This window comes from Burkholderia mycopellens (assembly GCF_964265025.1).
Taxonomy (GTDB): Bacteria; Pseudomonadota; Gammaproteobacteria; order Burkholderiales; family Burkholderiaceae; genus Burkholderia.
In genome coordinates, this window is the sequence record NZ_OZ183803.1 from 708,840 (window position 1) to 730,754 (window position 21,915).

Annotated in this window: 22 protein-coding genes; 12 read left to right on the forward strand and 10 right to left on the reverse strand. The window is 67.3% G+C overall.

From position 1 onward, the window contains the following. Positions 1-90: 90 nt before the first annotated feature. A complete protein-coding gene (locus tag ACPTTC_RS21460) occupies positions 91-546 on the reverse strand; it encodes a hypothetical protein (RefSeq protein WP_423393814.1) in 456 nt (151 codons plus the stop codon). Between the two features lie 981 nt (positions 547-1,527). Here ACPTTC_RS21460 and ACPTTC_RS21465 point away from each other — a divergent pair. The 5 genes from ACPTTC_RS21465 to ACPTTC_RS21485 all read left to right on the forward strand — a co-directional run bounded on the left by ACPTTC_RS21465 (position 1,528) and on the right by ACPTTC_RS21485 (position 6,511). Continuing rightward, a complete protein-coding gene (locus ACPTTC_RS21465; RefSeq protein ID WP_059584440.1) occupies positions 1,528-2,646 on the forward strand; it encodes a branched-chain amino acid ABC transporter substrate-binding protein in 1,119 nt (372 codons plus the stop codon). A gap of 184 nt (positions 2,647-2,830) precedes the next feature. Beyond that, positions 2,831-3,757 (forward strand): high-affinity branched-chain amino acid ABC transporter permease LivH, encoded by a 927-nt coding sequence (gene livH, locus ACPTTC_RS21470; RefSeq protein ID WP_072441879.1) that lies wholly within the window; start codon positions 2,831-2,833, stop codon positions 3,755-3,757. Between the two features lie 11 nt (positions 3,758-3,768). Further along, on the forward strand, positions 3,769-5,040 hold the full coding sequence (locus ACPTTC_RS21475; RefSeq protein ID WP_423393815.1) for a high-affinity branched-chain amino acid ABC transporter permease LivM: 1,272 nt from the start codon (positions 3,769-3,771) through the stop codon (positions 5,038-5,040). Then, complete coding sequence (livG, locus tag ACPTTC_RS21480) at positions 5,037-5,810, forward strand: high-affinity branched-chain amino acid ABC transporter ATP-binding protein LivG (protein WP_423393816.1); 774 nt, start codon at positions 5,037-5,039, stop codon at positions 5,808-5,810. Before ACPTTC_RS21475 ends, livG begins: the two co-directional genes overlap by 4 nt. After that, positions 5,810-6,511 (forward strand): ABC transporter ATP-binding protein, encoded by a 702-nt coding sequence (locus ACPTTC_RS21485; protein ID WP_039366289.1) that lies wholly within the window; start codon positions 5,810-5,812, stop codon positions 6,509-6,511. Before livG ends, ACPTTC_RS21485 begins: the two co-directional genes overlap by 1 nt. Positions 6,512-6,593: 82 nt before the next feature. Here the strand turns inward: ACPTTC_RS21485 and ACPTTC_RS21490 are convergent, their stop codons facing one another. Continuing rightward, complete coding sequence (locus ACPTTC_RS21490) at positions 6,594-7,448, reverse strand: LysR substrate-binding domain-containing protein (protein ID WP_423393817.1); 855 nt, start codon at positions 7,446-7,448, stop codon at positions 6,594-6,596. A gap of 132 nt (positions 7,449-7,580) precedes the next feature. On the opposite strand from ACPTTC_RS21490, the gene ACPTTC_RS21495 reads away from it, so the two are divergent. The 4 genes from ACPTTC_RS21495 to ACPTTC_RS21510 all read left to right on the forward strand — a co-directional run bounded on the left by ACPTTC_RS21495 (position 7,581) and on the right by ACPTTC_RS21510 (position 10,936). After that, positions 7,581-8,561, forward strand: coding sequence for a hypothetical protein (locus ACPTTC_RS21495; RefSeq protein ID WP_175971612.1), 981 nt, complete (start codon positions 7,581-7,583; stop codon positions 8,559-8,561). 29 nt (positions 8,562-8,590) lie between these two features. Then, complete coding sequence (locus ACPTTC_RS21500; RefSeq protein WP_423393818.1) at positions 8,591-9,577, forward strand: 2OG-Fe(II) oxygenase; 987 nt, start codon at positions 8,591-8,593, stop codon at positions 9,575-9,577. 13 nt (positions 9,578-9,590) lie between these two features. Beyond that, positions 9,591-10,517 carry a DMT family transporter gene (locus ACPTTC_RS21505; protein ID WP_423393819.1) on the forward strand — a complete coding sequence of 309 codons (927 nt, stop codon included), beginning with the start codon at positions 9,591-9,593 and terminating at the stop codon, positions 10,515-10,517. Positions 10,518-10,585: 68 nt separating this feature from the next. Beyond that, positions 10,586-10,936, forward strand: a complete 351-nt coding sequence (locus ACPTTC_RS21510; protein ID WP_175971615.1) for a VOC family protein — start codon at positions 10,586-10,588, stop codon at positions 10,934-10,936. 30 nt (positions 10,937-10,966) lie between these two features. On the opposite strand, the gene ACPTTC_RS21515 is transcribed toward ACPTTC_RS21510, so the two are convergent. The 3 genes from ACPTTC_RS21515 to ACPTTC_RS21525 all read right to left on the reverse strand — a co-directional run bounded on the left by ACPTTC_RS21515 (position 10,967) and on the right by ACPTTC_RS21525 (position 13,408). Beyond that, entirely contained in the window at positions 10,967-11,374 is a 408-nt protein-coding gene (locus tag ACPTTC_RS21515) for a DUF2000 domain-containing protein (RefSeq protein WP_205785209.1), read from the reverse strand. Positions 11,375-11,418: 44 nt separating this feature from the next. Further along, the gene (locus ACPTTC_RS21520; protein ID WP_423393820.1) at positions 11,419-12,276 is read right to left on the reverse strand and encodes an AraC family transcriptional regulator; all 858 of its coding nucleotides are present in this window, start codon (positions 12,274-12,276) and stop codon (positions 11,419-11,421) included. Positions 12,277-12,430: 154 nt separating this feature from the next. After that, a complete protein-coding gene (locus ACPTTC_RS21525) occupies positions 12,431-13,408 on the reverse strand; it encodes an AraC family transcriptional regulator (RefSeq protein WP_423393821.1) in 978 nt (325 codons plus the stop codon). Positions 13,409-13,449: 41 nt separating this feature from the next. Here ACPTTC_RS21525 and ACPTTC_RS21530 point away from each other — a divergent pair, with 41 nt between their 5' ends. Next, positions 13,450-14,199, forward strand: a complete 750-nt coding sequence (locus tag ACPTTC_RS21530; protein ID WP_423393822.1) for an SDR family oxidoreductase — start codon at positions 13,450-13,452, stop codon at positions 14,197-14,199. Between the two features lie 81 nt (positions 14,200-14,280). On the opposite strand, the gene ACPTTC_RS21535 is transcribed toward ACPTTC_RS21530, so the two are convergent. After that, on the reverse strand, positions 14,281-15,582 hold the full coding sequence (locus ACPTTC_RS21535; RefSeq protein ID WP_423393823.1) for an aspartate aminotransferase family protein: 1,302 nt from the start codon (positions 15,580-15,582) through the stop codon (positions 14,281-14,283). Between the two features lie 98 nt (positions 15,583-15,680). Here ACPTTC_RS21535 and ACPTTC_RS21540 point away from each other — a divergent pair, with 98 nt between their 5' ends. Then, positions 15,681-16,565, forward strand: a complete 885-nt coding sequence (locus ACPTTC_RS21540; RefSeq protein ID WP_423393824.1) for a LysR family transcriptional regulator — start codon at positions 15,681-15,683, stop codon at positions 16,563-16,565. Between the two features lie 25 nt (positions 16,566-16,590). On the opposite strand, the gene ACPTTC_RS21545 is transcribed toward ACPTTC_RS21540, so the two are convergent. Genes ACPTTC_RS21545 through ACPTTC_RS21560 form a run of 4 tightly spaced genes read right to left on the reverse strand, consistent with a single transcriptional unit; the run spans position 16,591 to position 20,751 of the window. Beyond that, positions 16,591-18,030, reverse strand: coding sequence for an isochorismate synthase (locus ACPTTC_RS21545; RefSeq protein WP_423393825.1), 1,440 nt, complete (start codon positions 18,028-18,030; stop codon positions 16,591-16,593). After that, positions 18,027-18,332 carry an isochorismate lyase gene (locus ACPTTC_RS21550; protein WP_175953175.1) on the reverse strand — a complete coding sequence of 102 codons (306 nt, stop codon included), beginning with the start codon at positions 18,330-18,332 and terminating at the stop codon, positions 18,027-18,029. The genes ACPTTC_RS21545 and ACPTTC_RS21550 overlap by 4 nt, the downstream gene beginning before the upstream one ends. Then, a complete protein-coding gene (locus ACPTTC_RS21555; RefSeq protein WP_423393826.1) occupies positions 18,329-19,102 on the reverse strand; it encodes a thioesterase II family protein in 774 nt (257 codons plus the stop codon). The genes ACPTTC_RS21550 and ACPTTC_RS21555 overlap by 4 nt, the downstream gene beginning before the upstream one ends. Then, positions 19,099-20,751: a (2,3-dihydroxybenzoyl)adenylate synthase gene (locus ACPTTC_RS21560; protein WP_423393827.1), complete on the reverse strand. Its 1,653-nt coding sequence runs from the start codon at positions 20,749-20,751 to the stop codon at positions 19,099-19,101. Before ACPTTC_RS21560 ends, ACPTTC_RS21555 begins: the two co-directional genes overlap by 4 nt. Positions 20,752-20,968: 217 nt before the next feature. On the opposite strand from ACPTTC_RS21560, the gene ACPTTC_RS21565 reads away from it, so the two are divergent. Continuing rightward, complete coding sequence (locus tag ACPTTC_RS21565; protein ID WP_175953178.1) at positions 20,969-21,910, forward strand: helix-turn-helix transcriptional regulator; 942 nt, start codon at positions 20,969-20,971, stop codon at positions 21,908-21,910. The last annotated feature ends 5 nt before the right edge of the window (positions 21,911-21,915 follow it).

Genomic DNA, 21,915 nt, shown 5'->3' on the forward strand with positions numbered 1-21,915 from the left:
CGACGCCGCAGGATGCGGCCGCGCTGCGCGACGTCGCGCAGCGCGCCGGGTAGGGCAACGGCTATCAGCTGTATCACCCACCCCAGCGCATCACCACGCGATATTGCAAGACGACCGCGAAGTACCCGCACCGCCCGTTGCCGTGCAATGCGTGCCCGCGCCGTTGTCGTAGAACGTGCGCGTCTCCGGCTGCGGCACCGACGGATCGAACGGATTAGGCGCACCATGCGGGCCACGTGCAGCATCGTACGGACGAGCCGGCGCATACGAGCCGCCACTTCCGGCCGGTCGCGATCCGTTAGCCCGCAGATACTCATTCCAGTTCTGCTCGCGCTGCTCGTATCCGGGCAACGCGCGACCAAGACTATCGCTGCCACCCGCACCGAGCGCGACGCGATTCGCGGGCAAGACCCAATCGGGTTCGTGTTCCGACGAAGGCTGCGGTGCCACAAGCGTATCGCCCGACACACGCAGCGGCCGCGTATCCGGCGTATCGAACGGACTGCGTTCCACGGGCGCGGCATACTGCACGCGGCGTCGGCTCATACGTGCCGCATGCCCATCATCACGAGCAGCAGCACGCCGCTCCGAGCGAAACACATTGGCACCCGCCGACCGATCGACGAGCGTATCTCGACCCGACGCATCGGCGGCAGAAACAGAAAGCGCACACGCAAACGCGGCGGCGGAAGAAAGACGGAAGGGATGATTCATCAGCGATCCGAATCAGGTGATGTGCATTGAAAAAAAACGGCAGATCACTGGCTGGCGGCTGGGCAACGGACGGCCGTCGAAGCGGCCCTGAAGCGACTACGAAGCGCGGCGGACGCGGCTCGGAGGAAGGCTGGCTGGATTGCAGAGGCGAATTCGTATTATTTCATATTAATAACGACAGCCTTTCTAATCGACGAAAATCGTCGGCAAACAGAAGGCGTGAGCCGCTCAGCCCAACGCACTGCAATGGTGCCCACTAACCCAATCATCAGTTGATTGAGGCGAGAGGATGCGACCCTTTACCCACCTCGACACAAGCCGTGCAAGATCGCCTATCACCCGATCTCAATCCCGACAAGGAGCGGCGCCAGAAAGACCACCCCGATAGCAACCAAATTGCACCACCAGCAAACGTTCTCGACCCCTCAAGGTTGCGCCGTCATCGCTACCGACCGCCACCCGATCCCTACGTGTTTTCCCTCACTCGACCGGCATTTTTGACAGACGATTTAAAAACGCCCATATAATTTCGACTGCCTTGCCAATGGCTGTCGGACCATCCCTCCGATCAAGCGATTTGGCAAGCGGGGCAGGCGAAACGCTTGCGCAATGCAAGACGCATCACGATGTCTTTCCGAACCAGACGTCCCCTTCGGGGACTGCAAGAGCCGGGCCCCGCTACGCAACATTCCGCTGGAGTTCCGTCTTCTATGTGTCTCGGGCGTGTCCCATGTCCTCGCCCCGGGTGCTGTTCGATTGCGCAAGTCATGCCGCCTTTGCCCGTATGACTAAACAACATCGAGGAGCTCCCAGATGACGCTGTCCCGTCTTACGTCCATTTCCGTCGCCGCCGTGCTGTTCGCCGCGGGCGCTGCCGCCGCGCAAGCGGAAACCGTGAAGATCGCCATCGCTGGTCCGATGAGCGGCTCGGTCGCCCAGTATGGCGACATGGTGAAGGCCGGCGCGCTGACCGCGATCGAGCAGATCAACGCGGCAGGCGGCGCGGGCGGCAACAAGTTCGAAGTGGTGATGATGGACGACGCATGCGAGCCGAAGCAGGCCGTCGCCGTCGCCAACAAGATCGTCAGCCAGAAGATCAAGTACGTGATCGGCCACGTGTGCTCGGGTTCGACGATTCCCGCGTCCGACATCTACGAGAACGAAGGCATCGTGATGGTCACGCCGTCGGCCACCGCGCCGCAGCTGACCGAAGGCAAGAAACGCCACTTCATCTTCCGCACGATCGGCCGCGACGACCAGCAAGGCCCGGCCGCCGCGCATTACATCATCAACAACGTGAAGCCGAAGAAGGTCGCCGTCCTGCACGACAAGCAGTCGTACGGCCAGGGCATCGCGTCGTCGGTGAAGAAGGACCTCGAAGCCGCGAAGATCCCGGTCGTGCTGTTCGAAGGCATCAACGCCGGCGATTCCGACTACTCGGCGATCATCACGAAGCTGAAGTCGCAAGGCGTCGATTTCGTCTACTTCGGCGGCTATCACCCGGAAATGGGCCTGCTGATGCGCCAGGCGCGCGAGCAGGGCGTGAAGGCCACGTTCATGGGCCCTGAAGGCGTGGGCAACAAGGACGTGACGGCGATCGCCGGCCCGGCTTCGGAAGGCATGCTCGTCACGCTGCCGGCCGACTTCTCGGCCGATCCGGCCAACGCGGCGCTCGTGAAGGCGTTCGCGGACAAGAAGCGCGACCCGAACGGCCCGTTCCAGATGCCGTCGTACGCAGCGGTGAAGATCATCGCCGACGCGATCGCGGGCGCGAAGACGACCGATCCGACCAAGGTTGCCGCGTACATGCACAAGACGACGTTCGACACGCCGATCGGCAAGGTCGCGTATGACGCACAGGGCGACCTGAAGGCGTTCAAGTTCGTCGTCTACACGTGGCACAAGGACGCGACGAAGACCGCCGCCAAGTAACACGGAGTACCCGCCCGCGCAATCCGCCCCGTCCGAGACCCGGACGGGGCGGGTGCGTATTGGCCGCGCATCCGCCCGGTGCGCGGCCAGCGGGCGGCCCGAGACGACACCGTGCGTTGCGCGCGGCCGAACGCCGTGATCCGGCGGCGGCATGCGACCCAGCGCCAACGGGAGCTTCCCGCACATGACTGACTTCTTTCCGCAATTCGCCCAGCAACTGGTCAACGGCCTGACGCTGGGTGCGATCTATGCGTTGATCGCCATCGGCTATTCGATGGTCTACGGCATCATCGGCATGATCAACTTCGCCCACGGCGAGATCTACATGATCGGCGCGTACGTGGGCCTCGTGACCCTGACCGCGATCGGCGTTTCCGCCGGTTATCCGCTGCCGCTCGTGCTCGGCGCCGCCCTGATCGTGTCGGTGATCGTCACCGGCCTGTACGGCTTCGCAGTCGAGCGCGTCGCGTATCGGCCGCTGCGCGGCGGCCCGCGCCTGGTGCCGCTGATCTCCGCGATCGGCATGTCGATCTTCCTGCAGAACTACGTGCAGATCGGCCAGGGCGCGCGCGACGTGTCCGTGCCGGTGCTGATCTCCGGCGCGTTCGACATCCACCTCGGCGGCGACTTCGACGTGACGATTCCGTATTCGCGGCTGATGATCGTCTGCGTGACGGTCGTGCTGATGATCGCGCTCACGCTGTTCATCTCGCATTCGCGGATGGGCCGGGCGTGCCGCGCGTGCGCCGAGGACATGAAGATGGCGAACCTGCTCGGCATCGACACGAACCGCGTGATCTCGTTCACGTTCGTGCTCGGCGCGATGCTGGCCGCCGTCGGCGGCGTGCTGATCGGGCTGACGATCGGCAAGCTGAATCCGTATATCGGCTTCGTCGCGGGCATCAAGGCGTTTACCGCCGCGGTGCTCGGCGGGATCGGCAGCATCCCGGGCGCGATGCTCGGCGGCGTGCTGCTCGGCCTCGCGGAAACCTTCGCCGCAGGCTACATGCCGGCCGAGTACAAGGACGTCGTCGCGTTCGGCCTGCTCGTGCTGATCCTGCTCTTCCGCCCGACCGGCCTGCTCGGCAAGTCGGACATCGAAAAGGTTTAAGGGAGACGCAGATGAGTACAGTCATTTCCGTTCGCCGCCCGGCCGCCGACGCATCGTTCGGCCAGGCGCTGAAAAATGCCGTGGCCGCCGCGTTCCTGACGGCGATCCTCACGATCCCCGTGCTCGGGCTGCAGTTGAAGCTCGACGGCTACCAGGTCGTGCTCACGCCGCACTGGCGGCCGGTGTGGATCGCGGTCGCGGCCGTGTTCCTGTTCCAGTTGTTCAAGCCGTGGCTCGTGCGCGCGAAATCGGCGGTGAAGCTGCCGGCGCTGCCCGCGATGGGCGCGCAGCAGCAGCGCGTGGTCGTGTGGGTGCTGCTCGCGGTCGGGCTCGTGTGGCCGTTCTTCGGTTCGCGCGGCGCGGTGGACGTCGCGACGCTCGCGCTGATCTACGTGATCCTCGGCCTCGGGCTGAACATCGTGGTCGGTTTCGCGGGGCTGCTCGATCTCGGCTATGTCGGGTTCTACGCGGTCGGCGGCTATACGTACGCGATGCTCAACCAGTATTTCGGGCTGTCGTTCTGGGAATGCCTGCCGCTCGCCGCGATCGCGGCGGCGACGTTCGGCTTCCTGCTCGGCTTCCCGGTGCTGCGCCTGCGCGGCGACTATCTCGCGATCGTCACGCTCGGATTCGGCGAAATCATCCGCCTGCTCGCGAACAACCTGACCGACCTCACCGGCGGCCCGGACGGCATCTCGGGCATCGCGAAGCCGACGGTGTTCGGCTTCGAGATGGCGCGCTCGGCGAGCGTCGAAGGCGCGAAGACCTTCCATGAACTGATCGGGCTGGAATACAGCGGCGAGCACATGGTGATCTTCCTGTACCTGATCGCGCTGCTGCTGGTGGGCTTCACGCTGTTCGTGACGAGCCGCCTGATCCGCATGCCGATGGGCCGCGCGTGGGAAGCGCTGCGCGACGACGAGATCGCGTGCCGGTCGCTGGGCCTGAACCCGACGCGTATCAAGCTGTCGGCGTTCACGCTCGGCGCGGCGTTCGCGGGTATCGGCGGCGCGTTCTTCGCGGCGCGCCAGGGCCTCGTGAATCCTGAATCGTTCACCTTCATCGAATCGGCGCTGATCCTCGCGATCGTCGTGCTCGGCGGGATGGGTTCGCAGCTCGGCGTGATTCTCGCGGCGATCCTGCTGACCGTGCTGCCGGAAGTCGCACGCGGCTTCGCCGAGTACCGGATGCTGATCTTCGGTCTCGTGATGGTGTTGATGATGATGTGGCGTCCGCAGGGCCTGCTGCCCGCGAGCCGTCCCCACGTGGAGCTGCCGCAATGAGCGCGAATGCAGAACTGTTGAAGGTCGCCGGGCTGCAGATGCGCTTCGGCGGGTTGCTCGCGGTGGACGGCATCGATTTCGACGTGCGCCGCGACGAGGTGTTCGCGATCATCGGGCCGAACGGCGCGGGCAAGACCACGGTGTTCAACTGCGTCGGCGGGTTCTACAAGCCGACGGGCGGCGCGGTCGAACTCGACGGTCACCCGATCGCGGGGCTGCCGAGCCACAAGATCGCGGTGAAGGGTTTGGTGCGCACGTTCCAGAACATTCGCTTGTTCAAGTCGCTGACCGTCGTCGAGAACCTGCTCGTCGCGCAGCACCGCAAGGTGAAGTCGGGGCTGCTGCCCGGCCTGTTCGCGACGCCCGCGTATCGCCGCGCCGAGAAGGAAGCGCTCGAACGCGCGGCCGTGTGGCTCGACCGGATGGGGTTGAAGGCGGTCGCCAACCGGCCGGCCGGCACGCTGTCGTACGGGCATCAGCGGCGTCTGGAAATCGCGCGCTGCATGATCACCGAGCCGCGCCTCTTGATGCTCGACGAGCCGGCGGCCGGCCTCAACCCGCAGGAGAAGATCGAACTCCAGCACCTGATCGACAAGCTGCGCCGCGAGTTCGGCGTATCGGTGCTGCTGATCGAGCACGACATGAGCCTCGTGATGGGTGTGTCCGACCGCATCCTCGTGATGGAGCACGGCCGGCCGATCGTGATCGGCACGCCGGAAGCGGTCCGCAACGACCCGCGCGTGATCAAGGCGTATCTGGGGGAAGAGTGATGCTGAAGCTGGAACAGGTCCATACGCACTACGGCGCGGTCGAGGCGCTCGCGGGCGTGTCGATCGAGGTGAACAAGGGCGAGATCGTCACGCTGATCGGCAGCAACGGCGCCGGCAAGACGACGCTGATGATGACCGTGTGCGGCACGCCGCGCGCGTCGTCGGGCCGCGTGCTGTTCGAGGGCAAGGACATCACCGCGATGTCGACGCACCAGATCATGCGGCAGGGGATGGCGATCTCGCCGGAAGGGCGGCGCGTGTTCCCGAGCCTGACGGTGCTCGAGAACCTGAAGATGGGCGGCTTCTTCGCGAGCCGTCACGAGATCGACGACGGCATCGAGCACGTGTTCAAGCTGTTTCCGCGCCTGAAGGAGCGCGCGACGCAGCGTGCCGGCACGATGTCGGGCGGCGAGCAGCAGATGCTCGCGATCGGCCGCGCGCTGATGAGCAAGCCGCGCTTGCTGCTGCTCGACGAGCCGACGCTCGGCCTCGCGCCGCTCGTGATCGCGCAGATCTTCGACATCATCCGCACGATCCGCGACGAAGGCGTCACGGTGTTCCTCGTCGAGCAGAACGCGAACAAGGCGCTGGGTGTGGCCGATCGCGGGTATGTGCTCGAAACGGGGCGCGTGGTGCTTGCGGATACGGGCGCGAACCTGCTCGCGAACGACCGGATCAAGCAGGCTTACCTCGGCGGCTGACGCCGGATGCCGCCGGCCTGCAACGGGCCGGCGGCGCTTCTTCTTTCGCTTGCTCGTGCCGGGCCGGTTCGCGGCCTGGCCTTCACAGTCCGATCCTGAACGTGCTTTTCAGTACGTCGCGCAGATGCAGCGCGGCGCGATTGCTGTCGTCCGTCAGGATGGTGATCAGGTGCGGCGGAAGATCGGGCAGCACGATCCCGGCGACGTGGCTTGTCAGGTTGCCGGAGACGCGATCGTGTTCGATGAGGCCGACCGCGAGGCCGTTGGCGATACACGCTTCGACCGCCGGCGAACTGGCGCTTTCGAGCAGCATCCGGTGCGCGATCTTCGCCTTCTTCAGCGCGTTCAGCGCGGTGTCGCGGTACGGGCAGCCCTGCAATTGCACGGCGATCGGCAGCGGCGCTTCGGGATTGAACTTGAAGGTCCGCGCGGCCACCCACACCGGATGCGTCTTGCTGAGCAGCTCGCCGTGCGGCGGCACTTTCTGCACCACGGCGATCGTGATGTCCAGCTGGCCGCGCGCGAACAGCGACTGCAGCTCTTCGCTGGAGCGCGCCTCGACGGTCAGCTCGAGCAGCGGGCGGTCGGCGGCGAAGCGCGGCAGGAATTCCGCCATGAAGTGCGCGGCGTACGAATCGGGGATGCCGAGCCGCAGCTTGCCGGTCAGCATCTGCGGCGACAGCGATTCGACGAGCCGGTCGTGGCTCAGCAGAAACTCGGTGGTGTCGCTCAGCAGCTTGTGGCCGTACTGCGTGAGTTCGACGGCCTGGTTGTTTCGCGTAAACAGGCGCTGCGCGACCATTTCCTCGAGCTTCTGAATCTGCGCCGTGACCGACGACGGGCTGCGATTCACATGAGCGGCCGCATCCTTGAAGCGGCCGAGCTTCGCGACGGCGTGGAAGGTACGCAGCAGGTCGACGTCCAGGGTGCGCGGCATGATTTGGTTTTTCCGAATCAGTGATTCAGGTAATGTCGATTGACGGAATTATTGGGCATCCCATATTCTCGGTCAACAGGCAGACAACGGCAGGCAGCCGGTCGCGCGTTGCACGTATCCGGGGAACGATTCATGTCGATCAATGATTTCGTTGTAGATGCATTGGTGCGGGACAGGAAGTTGAAGGCCGAGTCGGTATGGACGGTCGAGAATCACGAAAAGTATTCGACGCTGAAGCGCAGCGACGATGATGCGAGGAGAAAGGAAGCCGGGCGCGAGGTGTTTTCGCTGATGCGGAACCTGAACGAGCTGGGCGTGCGCAGTCCCGCGCTGTGCGCGGACCGCGACGGCAACGGTTCGTTGCGCGAAGCGATCGGCAAGTTGAGCGAGCGGCTCGCGACGCTGTCGCGCGGCCGCGATGTGCATTACATCGAGCTCGGGCCGGAGCCGGTCAAGACGACCGAACTCATGAAGGCCGTCAGCGGTGGCGGCCCGGACCATCTGCGCTACACGGCCGTCGACATCAACGAGTCGTCGGAAGATGCGATGCGGCACGCGATCATGCCGTTCCTGAAAACGCCCGGCTGCTTCAACTACATCGCCGACGATTACCGGAACGTGCAATGGAACCGCATCGACGCGGGCCAGGACGTGACGTTCATCACGATGCTCGGCTTCCAGGAGGGCAACGAGCTGCCCGTGACGATCGGCCGGCTCATCCGCAATCTCGGCGGCAAGTCGACCTACGTCGTGTCGGAGATGCAGTTGCTGGTCGAGGGGCGGGAAGAGCCCATCTACAACTTCTACCGGAACGAGAACATGGTGCGGTTTTCGGAAGTCGTCAGCCGGCAGCAGGGCTTCGAGCCGCTCGGCGAGCACCATGTGTCGATCGTCCGGCTCAATCTGCTCGGCGACCAGTTCCATGTGGCGGTCACGCTGCAACCTGTATCGAAAGCCGGGGCCGACGGACATCTGATCACCAACGTCTGCCTGAAATACACGCCGGAGCAATTCCGCCATGTCCGCCACAGCCACGCCAATTGCCGCGTGATCGACGAACTGCACAGCGGCGACGGCAGCGTCGTGTACCAGATCGCCCAGTTCAAGGGCTGAATGCCGCAACGACGACAGCGAGGCACGCGATGAACAAGGGAAATGCATTGCCGGTGTTTGCGCGAGGGTTCGATCGGGTGAGGCTTGCGCTGCAGACGTCCCTGTCCGGCGGCGCGAACGTCGACGGCACGCTGGACGCCGCGACGGAACCGATGCGCTGGACCCGCGCATGCCTGCGCGACGGTTACGAGGTGCGATACCGGCGCAATCTCGACGATCTCGGCTATCGTGATGTGCCGATGCGCGGCACGCGCTCGGATGCGCTCAACGCGGTGTGCCATCTTCGCGGATTGTTTTCCGGCGAAGCGGTTCATGCGTTGCGCGAGATCGGTCGCGCGCTGGAGCGCAGCGCGTCGAGCAGCAACTGGATCATCTCGAAGCGCGTGCGTGCGGTGACGGAGCGCTCGCGGTTCGTCGACGACATGATGCGCGACCGCGCGTTCCTGCTGAGGGTGTCGCGTTTGGCCGGCGTGCCGCTGATTCCGTATCCGATGGTCAATGCGCGGTCGCAGTTCAACTACTACTATCCGACGGACCGGCGCGACGGCAAGGAACAACTGGGGATGTGGCACACCGACGGCACCAGCTTCGTGCTGAACATCGTGCTGTCGGATCGATCCGACTACGAGGGCGGAAACTTTCTGTTCTACGAATCGACCGCGGAGACGTTCGACCGCCACGATCGCGAGCGCCGGCATGTGAAGGCCGCGAATCTGGACAACGCGGGCGACGCATTGCTCATCTATGGCAGCAAGCTGTTCCATGGCGTCGAACCGGTCGAGTCGGGGCGCCGCATGTCGCTGGTGCTGTCGTTTCATTGCCCGTACACGCGGGAGGACGACAACGGGTTCTGGCATCTCGCGTCGGACGACGGCATCCCGCGCACGGTCGTCAACTGGCTGGCGCTGCAGCGCGCGCTCAGGGACGACGCCGAACTGCAGTACCGCCGCCTCGGCCTCGAACCGATTCGCCCCGAGGACCTGGAAGACCAGCGCCAGTCCCCGGCAACTTTCTGAGAGCCGTCGCCCCATGCCGCTATTCCTGCTCCAGCTCGTCTTCGTGTTGTCGTGGAGTTCCGGTTTCATCGGCGCCAAGCTCGGCGCGGAGACGGCTGGCGCGTTCAACCTGCTGTTCTGGCGGTTCCTGCTCGTCACGCTTTGTCTCGCGATCGTCCTCAACCGGCAGCTCGGGCGCCTGACGTGGGAGAAGCTTCGCTATCACGCGGTGATCGGCTTCCTGTCGCAGTTTCTCTATCTGGCCTGCGTGTACGTGGCGATTCAGCATGGCCTGCCGCCCGGCATCGCCGCGATCGTCGCCGCGTTGCAGCCGCTCATGACGGCCGCGATGACGTCGCTCGGAGGCAGCGAGCGCAGCGGGGCGCGACAGTGGGCCGGGCTCGTCGTCGGTTTCGTCGGCGTGGGGATCGTGATCGGCGGGCAATATGCGCTGCCGGCCGGGTCGGTCGGGCTCGTCATGTACCTGCTGCCGCTGGTGTCCGCGCTGGGGCTGTCGATCGCGACGATCTATCAGCGGCGCCGTGCGCTGACGGCCGCGCGCAGCAACGAGGACGGGCTGTTCCTGCCGCTGTTCGTGCAGGGCTGCGTGAGCCTCGTGCTGTTCGCGGCGTGCGGGGTCGTCACGGGCGACCTGCACGTGCCGACCCAGCCGAACGTGTGGGTCTCCGTCGTGTGGCTGACGGTGTTCTCGACCTTCGTCGCCTACCTGTCGTTGTGGGCGCTGCTCAAGCGCATGCCCGCGACGCGCGTGGCGACCCTCGTCTATCTCGAACCGCCCGTGACGCTGGTGTGGGCCGCGTGGATGTTCGGCGACCGCATCGTCTTGACGACCTATCTCGGCATCGTGGTCGTCGCGATTGGCGTGTGGCTGGCCGGCAAGCCGGTCGAGCGGCCCCCCGCGCGGGCGCGGCGGGCGAACATGGAGGCGGCCGGCCGCTGACGCACACTGGTTGCGCGCGCGATTCCGGTGTAGCGTCGCGGGATTGTCATGCCCCGCGAAGGAACCCGATGAAAGTCAAACGGATCGTCGCCAATATCGACACCCGGTCAGTCGACGACGCAAAACGCTTCTACCAGCGGATCTTCGGCCTCGACCTGCTGATGGATCACGGCTGGATCGCGACCTACGGCAATGCCGAGCAGATGGACGTGCAGATCAGCTTCGCATCGCAGGGCGGATCGGGCACGCCGACGCCCGATCTGTCGATCGAGGTCGACGACGTCGATGAAGCGCTCGCACGCGTCAATGCGGCCGGGATTCCGGTCGAATACGGCCCGGCCGACGAGCCGTGGGGTGTCCGGCGTTTCTACGTGCGCGATCCGTTCGGCAAGCTCGTCAACGTGCTCGCACATCGCTGATACGGAACGGCGGGGCGGCTGAGGCGGCGTTCACGCATGCAGCGCCAGCCCCTTCACGGCCTTGTCGACGGCCTTCTTCGGCCCGTGCAGCGCCAGCCCGACGAAGTCGAGATTCTCCGCATCGCCGGCCCGAAATACGTCGCGGTTGGCTGCGTCGTGCCCGGTCGAAAACATCGCGTGCACGTAGGGCACGATCGTGAGCTCGCGCGACAGCGCCTGCCGGTGCGCGGCCTGCAGGCCGTTCAGGTCGGCCGCGAACACCAGCATCGGCTGGCCCAGCATGCGGCCGTAGCGGCGTCCCGCCGCATCCTCGTAAGGCTCGCCGAGCGCTTCGGGCGCTTCGGCCGCGACGCCTGTCGCGAGAAATGCGACGACATTGAGTTTCTGCCATGCCGCGAGATCGTCGCGCACGATCAGTGCCACCTTGGTATCGAACATGCTTGCTCCTCATTGGGGCACTCATGATCGGATGCCGCGCGCGATCAGTCTGGAACGTTTGTGCACAGTTGCCGGTACGCGGCCGGGGTGATCCGGTACGCGCGACGAAACCAGCGACCCAGATGGCTCTGGTCGGCGAAGCCGACGTCAGCGGCCGCCTGCGCGGGCGTACGCCCGGCCGCCAGCAGCCGCCGCGCGGCACGTAACCTCAAGCGCACCAGGTACGCGTGCGGCGACGTGCCGAATGCACGCTGGAACAGCCGGGTCAGCCGGAACCGGTCGATCCCGGCGACGCTGGCGAGTTCGTCGAGCCCGATGTTGCCGTCCATCTGCGCATGCAGCAGGTCGCGCACGCGCGCGATCGCGGGCGGCACGACTGCGCTTTCCAGCACGAGCGGGCCGCGCAGTTCGCCGCCGAGCCGCATCAGCAGGCGGTCGAGCGTCTGGTCGCGCGCGAGCTTGCCTTCGTTGCCGTGGATTGCGAGAAACGCGTGGCGGATCGCGTCGACGAGGCCGCGATCGTCGACGAGCGTATGGCCGAACGAGGCCTCGACACCGCCGAGGCCCGGCAGGTCGAGCCGCCGCGCCGCGCGCTCGACCCACGCTTGCGGCAGGTACAGCATCCCGTAGGTGAAGCCGCCCGCTTCGGGCGCATGGCCGTCGTGCAGCGCGCCGGGCTCGATCAGGATCGCGCGGCCCGGCACGCTCGTATGCACCGACCGATGGCACTGGAATTGCTGCACGCCCTGTTCGGTGAAGCCGACCAGCACGTCGTCGTGATCGTGCGCATCGTACGCATGGCCGTTGAAATGCGCGTGCAGGCTTTCGATGCCGGTTTCCTGATCGCGCCGAGCGACGAGCCAGTGGTCGGGCGTGTCGATGTCCTTTGCCGTTTTCGTCATCGGATACCTCGCGCGTCGTTGTGGCATGCCCGATAGTTTACGCAAGTCGCGTGATGCAGGCGGCAGGGGCCGCCCTTTGATCCGGCGACCCGGCGGGCCGCGGCGCGAGTCCCTTGCATGCAGCGCGTGACGCGCAATGGCGTGCGTGCGCGGTTCATTCCCCGTTCGCCACCGCCTGCTCGTCACGCGCATATTGCGCGGGCGGCCGCCCGACATGCCGCGTGAACGCGACGCTGAACGTGCTCGCGGAACTGTAGCCGACGCGCCCCGCGATCTCGGCGATGCGGCCTTCGTTGCGGCGAAGCAGGTCCTTCGCGAGCGCCATGCGCCACGTGAGCAGATATTCCATCGGCGCGACGCCGACCGCGCGGCTGAAGCGTTCGAAGAACGTCGAGCGCGACAGCGCCGCTTCCTTCGCGAGTTCGACGACCGTCCACGGATAGGCGGGACGCGCGTGCATGCCACGGATCGCGGCGGCGAGTCGGTTATCGGCGAGCCCGCGCACGAGGCCGGGCGATGCGTTCGTGCCGGCCGTGAACCGCAATGCCTCGATCAGCAGCACTTCCAGCAGGCGTGCCAGCACGATCTCGCGCGCGGGGCGATGCGCGCGCGACTCGTCGCGCACCAGTTGCACGAGCGTGGTCAGCCGCGGTTCGCCGCGCACGTGCACGAATTGCGGCAGCAGCGACACCAGCAGTGCTGCATCTGGCGAACCGAAGCTGCAGTTGCCGGCCATCATCCGCGTGTCGACCGGGTTGCCCGGATCGCCGATCCGGTATTCGCCGTTGCCGATCGCGACCGGCGGCGCGGTTTCGACGCCCGGCGGCGGCGGTTCGAGGCTCGACATCGCGACGCCGTAGGCCGCCGGAATCAGCACGAAATCGCCCGGCAGCAGCTCGATCGGCGCGTGTCCGTCGATCGCGATCCGGCACCCGCCGTCGAGAATCGCACAATAGAACGGCTCGCCTGCGACCGCGCGGTTGATATACCAGGGGCTCGCGCCATGAACGGACTTGGAGTGCTGCGCGCCCGGTTGCAGCAGCGTCACGACTTCGGTCAACGGGTCGATCATCGCCGGACTCTCGCAAAAGAAAAGCGGATTTTCGATTGTAGCGAATACGGACCCGGCCATCTATCGTACGGACACGTGCCCCACCCACCTCAGGAGTTCGCATGAAGACCGTACTGATCACCGGCTGTTCCTCCGGCTTCGGCCTCGAGATTGCCCGCCATTTCCTGGCCCGCGACTGGCAGGTCGTCGCGACGATGCGCACGCCGCGCGAGGACGTGCTGCCGCCGTCGGAACGCCTGCGCGTGCTGGCGCTCGACGTGACGAACGCGGACAGCATTCGCTCCGCGATCGACGCGGCCGGCCCGATCGACGTGCTCGTCAACAACGCGGGCTTCGGCGCGGCCGCGCCGGCCGAGCTGATGCCGCTCGACACGGTGCGCGCGCTGCTCGAGACCAACACGATCGGCACGATTGCGGTTACGCAGGCCGTGCTGCCGCAGTTTCGCCAGCGCGGGGCCGGCGTGATCGTGAACGTTACGTCGAGCGTCACGCTGAAGGCACTGCCGCTGGTCGGCGCATATCGGGCCAGCAAGGCGGCGGTCAATGCGTACACCGAATCGATGGCGGTCGAACTCGAACCGTTCGGCGTACGTGCGCATCTCGTGCTGCCGGGCCGGGCGCCCGACACGCGTTTCGGCGACAACGCGCGTGCGCACATGCACGGCTTCGAGCACGAGGCTTATGCGGCGTTCGTCGGAAAGGCCGTCGCGAGGATGCTCGATGCGTCGGGGCCGATCACCCATGCGCGGGACGTGGCCGACGCCGTGTGGCGCGCGGCGACGGATCCGTCGAGCCCGATGCGTATTCCGGCCGGCGCCGATGCCGTAGCGTGGGCGGCCGAAACGCGCTGATCGATCGGGAATCCGTCGCGCCGGCCGGTCGCACCGGTGCGCCGGATCGTGTGATGCGGGGAACGGCGTTACCGCACGCCGTTACAGCGCACGTTCGATCGCCTGACCGAGCAGCGACACGCCGAGATCGATCTCTTCGTCGCTGACGGTCAGCGGCGGCGCGATCCGGAACACGCCGCCCATGCCGGGCAACTGCACGATGTTCATGCTGAGCCCGAGATGCATGCATTCGCGCGTGATCTTCGCGCCGAGCCCGTCCGCCGGCTCCTTCGTGCGGCGATCCTTGACGATTTCGACGCCGAGCAGCAGCCCGCGTCCGCGCACGTCGCCGATGCAGTCGAAGCGTTCCATCAGGTCGAGCAGGCCGCGCCGCAGCCGGTCGCCCATCACGTTCGCCCGGGCGACGAGCCCGTCGCGCTGCACGACGTCCAGCACGCGCAGGCCGACGGCCGCGGGCAGCGGATCCGACACGTGCGTCGTGTAGAACAGGTAGCCGAGTTCGTGCGCGCGTTCCTCGATCGCCGCGGACGTCACGATCGCCGCGAGCGGCAGCCCGGCGCCGAGCGTTTTCGACAGCGTCAGGATGTCGGGCGTCACGCCGTCGCGCTGGCACGCGAACATCGTGCCGGTGCGGCCGATGCCCGTCTGCGCCTCGTCGAGGATCAGCAGCATCCCGCGTTCCTCGCACTTGCGCTTGAGCGCCGCCATATAGCCTTCCGGCAACTCGATGATCCCGCCCGAACTGAGGATCGGCTCCGCGATGAAGGCCGCGAGGTTGCCGCTCGACTGGCGATCGATCAGGTCGAATGCGTAGTCGAGTTCGGCGAGGAAGTCATCGGTGCCGTTGCGCTCGAAGCGCGGCCGGTACGCGAACGGCGCCGGAATCGCGAACGAGCCGACGGCGGCCGGGCCGACACCCTTGCGGCCGGCGCTGTACGTGGCCGACGCGGCCGCGCCCGTCATCCCGTGCCACGACTGCGCGAAGCCGACGATCTCGTACTTGCCGGTGACGAGCTTCGCCATCCGGATCGCCGCTTCGTTCGATTCCGCGCCGGTGCTGAGCAACAGCGCACGATCGAGCCCGTCGGGAGTGATGTCGGCGAGGCGAGTCGCGAGGTCGACGACCGGCCGCGACAGCATCCCGCTGAACAGATGGTCGAGCTTGCCCGCGTATTCGCCGATCACGGACACGATCTCCGGATGGCTGTGGCCGAGCACCGCGCTCATCTGGCCCGACGTGAAATCGAGGATTGCGCGGCCGTCCGCGTCGTACACGAAGCTGCCTTTCGCGCGCTCGATGATCATCGGCTCGAACGTGCCGCCGTAGCGGACCAGGTGCTGCCTGGCGTTGCGCCAGAAGGTCGGGTCGTCGTTCAGGGACATCGGGCGTCTCCAGGCAAGAGGCAAGGGGCAGGGGGCAGAGGGCAGGGGTCGCTTGCAGTCTAGGCGCGCGTCTGGTTTGATGGAAACGAATAGTGCTTATGCAAGGTAGAAAAGGAGCTAATACCTTGGCGCTTTCGCTCGAAATCGACCTGCTGCGCTCGTTCGTCGTGATCGCCGAGGTGCGCGCGCTCAGCCGCGCGGCCGTGCGTGTCGGCCGGACCCAGTCCGCGCTCAGCCAGCAGATGAAGCGGCTCGAGGAGATCGTCGACCAGCCGCTGTTTCAGCGCACCGGGCGCGGCGTGGTGCTGACCCATCCGGGCGAGCGGCTGCTCGTGCATGCGCACCGCATCCTGCGGCTGCACGACGAGGCGATGGCCGACCTGTGCGGCACGGGGCTGTCGGGAACGATCCGCTTCGGGTGCCCGGACGATTACGCGCAGGCCTGGCTGCCTGCGCTGCTGCGGCAGTTTTCGAGCCAGCATCCACAGGCGATCGTCGAAGTCGTATGCGGGCCGACGCCGCGTCTGATGGAACAGCTGGAGAAACGCGCAGTCGACCTGGCGATGATTTCATTGCCGGACGACGGCGCGAACGACGACATCATTCGTCGCGAGCAACTGGTCTGGATCGGCTATCCGGGGCTCGAGCCCGCGCATTTCGATCCGTTGCCGCTGGCGCTGTCCGATCACGACACGCTCGATCACATCGCGGCCTGCGAGGCGCTGGATCGGGCCGGCCGCGACTATCGCGTCGCGTATGCGAGCAGCAGCCTCGCGGGGCTGGTCGCGCTGGTGCGTTCGGGGCAGGCGTTCGCGGTGATGACGCAGACGGCGGTGCCGGCCGACCTGGCGATCGTCACCGGCGATCCGCGCCTGCCGCCGTTGCCGGCGGTGGGCATTGCGCTGAAGTTCGATCGCAAGCGGCCGTCGCATCTGACGGTGGCGTTCGCCGAGCATATCCGGCTCACGCTGCCGCTGTTGTGATGCGCGCGGCCGTCGCGCCGAAGCATCACGCGAGCGTCGACGAGGCCGACACCTTGGCCGAGTCACCGGCATTGGCATTCGCCGTCGCATCGCGCACGCGGATCGCCGCCTGCATGCCCGACAACTTGAGTTCGGTTTCCTGATATTCGTTGGCCGGCTCGGAATCGGCGACGATGCCGCAGCCCGCGAACAACCGGCAGGCGCCCCCGTCGACCAGCGCTGAACGTAGCGCGACGATGAAGTCGCCGTTGCCGTGCGCGTCGATCCAGCCGACGGGCGCCGCATACCAGCCGCGATCGAAGCCTTCGTGCGCACGGATGTGGTCGAGCGCCGCGGCGCGCGGATGGCCGGCCACCGCCGGCGTCGGATGCAGCGCCGCGACGACCTGCAGCAGCGTCGCATCCGCCTTCAGCGTCGCGCGGATCGGCGTGCTCAGGTGCTGCAGCCTCGGCAGCCGGTGCAGCGACGGCTGCTCGGGCACGTCGAGCGCGCGTGACAGCGGCGTGAGCGCGGCGCGGATCGCATCGACGACGAGCGCGTGTTCGAGCCGTTCCTTGGCGGAATCCATCAGGGCCGCGCCGAGTGCGCGATCGTCGTCGGGCGTGGCGCCGCGCCGGATCGTCCCGGCCAGCGCATGGGTGCGCACGTCGCCGGCCGCGACACGCGCGAGCCGTTCCGGCGTGGCGCCGACGAAGCAGGCCCCTTCGCGGCGGACCGCGAACAGGTGCGCATGCGCGTCGCGCTTGCGCAACCGGCGCAGCAGCGGCGCGACGGCAACGGGCCGCGCGTATTGTTCGAGCACGTCGCGCGCGAGCACGACCTTGCCGAACGCGCCGCCGTGGATCGCGTCCACCGCGCGCCGGACTTCGTGCTGCCATTCGCTGGCCTGCAACGCCTGCGTGTGCAGCAGGTGCGGGGCATCGTCGTCATGGGTGGCGGCGAGCGTGCCGAGCGACTCGATGCGCGCGAGGCACGCATGCGCGAGCGCGGCCGGATCGTCGTGCGCGGCGACGACGTGCTGGCAGACGGCCCAGTGGGCATCGCCTTCGCACACGATCAGCAGCTTCGCCACCGTCATGCTGGCGTCGGGAAACGGCGCCCAGTGCGCGCTGCGCGCGCCGTGCGGATCGAACCGGAAGCCGCCGACGAGGCGCGGCGGTTGCGGGCCGGCCGTCACGGCATCGCGAACGAGCGTGCGCCAGCGCGCATCGATCTGCGCGAAGCGCGTGTCGCCGGTGGCGCTCAGTTCGAGCGCGCAATCCCAGCCGAACAGCGTGACGGACGTATCGCCGGCTGCGTGGAAGAACCACGGCGTGGCGCCGTCGTCCCACGCGGCGATCAGGTCGAAGAAGTCGAGCGGGCGCAGCGGCACCGACACCGACGCGAGCGTCGGCGTGCCGGTGTCGGCGGCGCGGCGGGCCGCACGGGCGAACGTGTCGTGCAGCAGCGGGAGGCCGGCGTTCATGCGAGCCCCCGTTGTTGCCGCCAATAGTGCGTTTGCTGCGCGATGTACCACGCGATCAGGCCCGAGAACAGCGTCTCGACGTAGTCGGCGTCGAGGCCCGCCTGCTCGGCCCAGCGGCGCCGGTCGGGCAGCATCGCGGCCACCCGTTCGGGCGCGGCGATGCTCGCTTCGTCGGGCTTGAAGCGCGAGGCAGCCTTCACGTACTGCATGCGCCGGCCGAGCGTTTCGATGATGTCGGCGTCCAGGCGATCGATGGCTTCGCGAATGTCGGGCAGCCCCGTGCAGGCGTCCGGTTTCTTCATGTGTACTCCTTTCCGTAACGAAGGGATTGGCCGATCCGTTCGACCAGATGCGCGATCACCGCCGGGTATTGGTGGCGCAGGTAGAAGTGGTCGCCGCTGAACGTCTCGATGCGGATCGGGCGCGACGCGACGTCCTGCCACGCGTGCGCTTCGTCGTTGTCGAGCTCGGAATCGGCGAGCGGCAGCATCACGCCGAGCGGCGTGTCGATCCGCGGCGGCCGGTCGCGGCGATACGTCTCGATCGCGCGGTAGTCGCTGCGGATCATCGGCAGGTAGATCGCGCGCATCTCCGGATCGGCGAGCAGCGCGGCGTGCTCGCCGGACAGCCGCGCGACATCGGCCACGAGCGCTTCGTCGGATTGCAGGTGCAGATCCGACAGGCGCTGACGATGCGGCGGCGGCAGCGCGGACACGGCCAGGTAAAGCGGCGCCGTGCCGCGCGCCTCGAGCCGCACCGCCACCTCGTACGCGAGCGCCGCGCCGAGGCTGTGCCCGAACAGCACGAGCGGCGCGTGGGCATAGCGTTGCAGCGCGTCGGCGGCGGGGCCGGCGAGTGCGTCGATCGTCGCCAGGCACGGCTCGCCGAAGCGTTCCTCGCGGCCCGGATACTGCAGCGCGAGCAGATCGATGTCCCACGGCAGCGCGCGACGCCAGCCGCGAAAGAAATTCGCGGTGCCGCCCGCATGCGGGAAGCAGACGAGCTGCGCGCGCGGGCACGGCGACAGGCGCAGTTCGCGGATCCAGATCGAATCGGTCGGTCGTGCGCTCATGCGGCCGCCGCCTCCAACTGGCGGCGCAGCAGGTCGCGCAGCGATTTCTTGCTGGTCTTGCCGATGCCCGTTTCCGGGAAGCGCGGCATGAACTCGATGCGATCGGGAATCTTGAACGCCGCGAGCCCGCAGTCGCGCAGGTAGCGCTTCAGCACCAGCCTGGACGGCGCGGGCGCGCGGGCGACGACGAACGCGCAGGTGCGCTCGCCGAGCAGCGGGTCGGGCATCGCGACCACCGCCGCGTCGTGCACCTGCGGATGCGCGAGCAACAGGTTCTCCACTTCCTCGGCGGAGACCTTCTCGCCGCCGCGATTGATCTGGTCCTTGTCACGGCCTTCGACGACGAGATCGCCGTCCGCGGTGCGCCGCACGCGGTCGCCGCTGCGATAGAAGCCGTCGGCGGTGAACGCGGTCGCGTTGTGCTCGGCGAGCCGGTAGTAGCCCCGTATCGTGTACGGGCCGCGCACCTGCAGTTCGCCGATTTCACCGGGCGCGACCGGTTCGCCGGCTTCGTCGACGATGCGCACTTCGTCGCCGTCCGACACCGGGCGGCCCTGGGTCTGCGCGATCCGTTCGGGCGAATCGTCGAGCCGCGTGCAGCAGATGAGCCCTTCGGCCATGCCGAACACCTGCTGCAGCTGGCAGCCGAGCACGGGCGTCACGCGCGCGGCCGCGTGGTCCATCAATCGGGCGCCGCCGACCTGCAGCACGCGCAGGCTCGACAGGTCCGCCTGCCGTTGCGGCTGTTCGTCGAGCCACAGCAGCGCGAGCGGCGGCACGAGCGCGGTATGCGTGACGCGCTCCTGCGCGATCAGCGCGAAGCTCTGTTCGGGCTCGGGCCGCCCGGTCGCGACCACGCGGCCGCCCGCGAGCAGCGCGCCGATCGTGCCGGGGCAGCACAGCGTGAAGTTGTGCGCCATCGGCAGCGCGGCGAGATACACGGTGCCGGCGTCGAAGCCGCTCGCGGCGCTGCACGCGCGCACGTTGTACAGGTATTCGCGATGGCGGCGCGGGATCAGCTTCGGCGTACCGGTCGTGCCGCCGGACAGTTGGAAGCATGCGATGTCGTCGGCACGTGCCGCGCATTCGCGCAGCGGCGGCGCGTCGTACAGCGCGTCGAATGGGGTGAACGCGTGATTGTCGCCGGCCATCACGATGTGCTCGAGCGTCGGGCAGTCGGCCTGCAACGCGGCCGCGAGCGGCCGGCAGTCGAACTCGCCGAGTCGTGCCGCGCCCAGATACGCACGCGCGCCGGCAAAGCGGCAGAACGCGCCGATCTCGTAGTGCCGGTGAGCGGGTAGGGCGAGCACCGGCCGCACGCCGAGCTGGAACAGCGCGAAGCACGTCTCGATGAAGCGCGCGCCGTTCGGCAGGTGGACGACGACCGCGTCGCCACGCGCCAGGCCGAGACGCGCGAGGCCGCCCGCAAGCTGGCGGATGCGAGAGAGCAGGTCGCGGTAGCTGAGCCGGCAGGCGCCGTCGACGATGGCGAGCGCATCGGGATCGCGCTGCGCTTGCGCGTCGAGCGCATCGAAGAAAGTCGTGTCTTGCCAATAGCCGGCGTCGCGATAACGGCGCGCGAAGTCGTCGGGCCAGTCGGGCGCGTCGGCCGGGAGGGCCGGCGCCACGGGGGGAAGGGAGGGTTGCATGGGCGGACCTTGGGTTCCGGCAAGTTGTCAACAAATGTAAATGAGAGGTATTATCATTTGTAACAAGTGCCGCGATAGCGTCGTTTCTTTCGATATCGCGGCAATTTCATTCGATCGGGCGCCTGTCGCGCGGCGCCCGCCCGGCCCGGCCGGACAATCGGCCGGTTGCCGCCGGCGCGCGCCGGGCCGCGCGTGCCGCCTAACCAACGGACCTCCGATGAGCTCGACCTCCTTCGCATCGTCACGACGTCACCCGCCGGTGCTCGTGCCCGGCAATCATCCGGGCGTGGTGCACATCGACGCGGGCATGAAACTCATGAGCGGCACGCTGTGCTCGGACAGCCGCGACTGGTACGAGGAGCCGCTCGAAAAAGGGCTGAAGCTCGTGCTCGTGCAGAGCGGCCAGTTGCGCTGCCGCGTGCCGGGCCAACCCGAGCAATGCATCAAGGGGCCGGGCCTGTGCGTGATCGCCAACGATGGCGAATTCACGACGCACCAGATCTACGACCGCGACACGCCGCTGCGCTACACGATCGTGCAGCTCGGCCTCGATGCGCTCGACCGCAACCTGAGCCTGTTGCCGGAGAAGATGCTCGCGCCGGCGGGCGGCGATCCGCGCATCGTCAGCTGCCCGGCGTCGAAGGCGCTGCAGGCGCTCGCGGTGCAGATCGCGACCTGCCCGTTCGAGGGGGCGGTGCGTGAGTACTTCCTGAAGGCCAAGGCGTTCGAGCTGACCGCGCTGAGCGCGCAGCTGCTGGCAACGCAGCGGCAGTTCGCGCCGGCCGACGTGCGCGTCACGTCGTCGGATGTCGAGCGCGTGTATGCGGCGAGCGACATCCTGACGCGCGAGCTCCAGCAGCCGCCGACGCTCGACGCGCTCGCGGGCCGGGTGGGGATGAATTCGCGCAAGCTGACGGCCGGCTTCCGCAAGGTGTTCGGCACGAGCGTGTATGCCTACCTGCAGGAATACCGGCTGCGGACCGCGCACGCGATGCTGTGCGCGGAGGACGCGAACGTGTCGACCGTGGCGTACCGCGTGGGCTACAGCCCCGCGCATTTCTCGATCGCGTTCCGCAAGCGCTACGGCATTTCGCCGAGCGATATTCGTGCGTCCTCGAACGCGATCGACGACGTCGGGACGGCGCGCGCGGCAATCTAAAACAA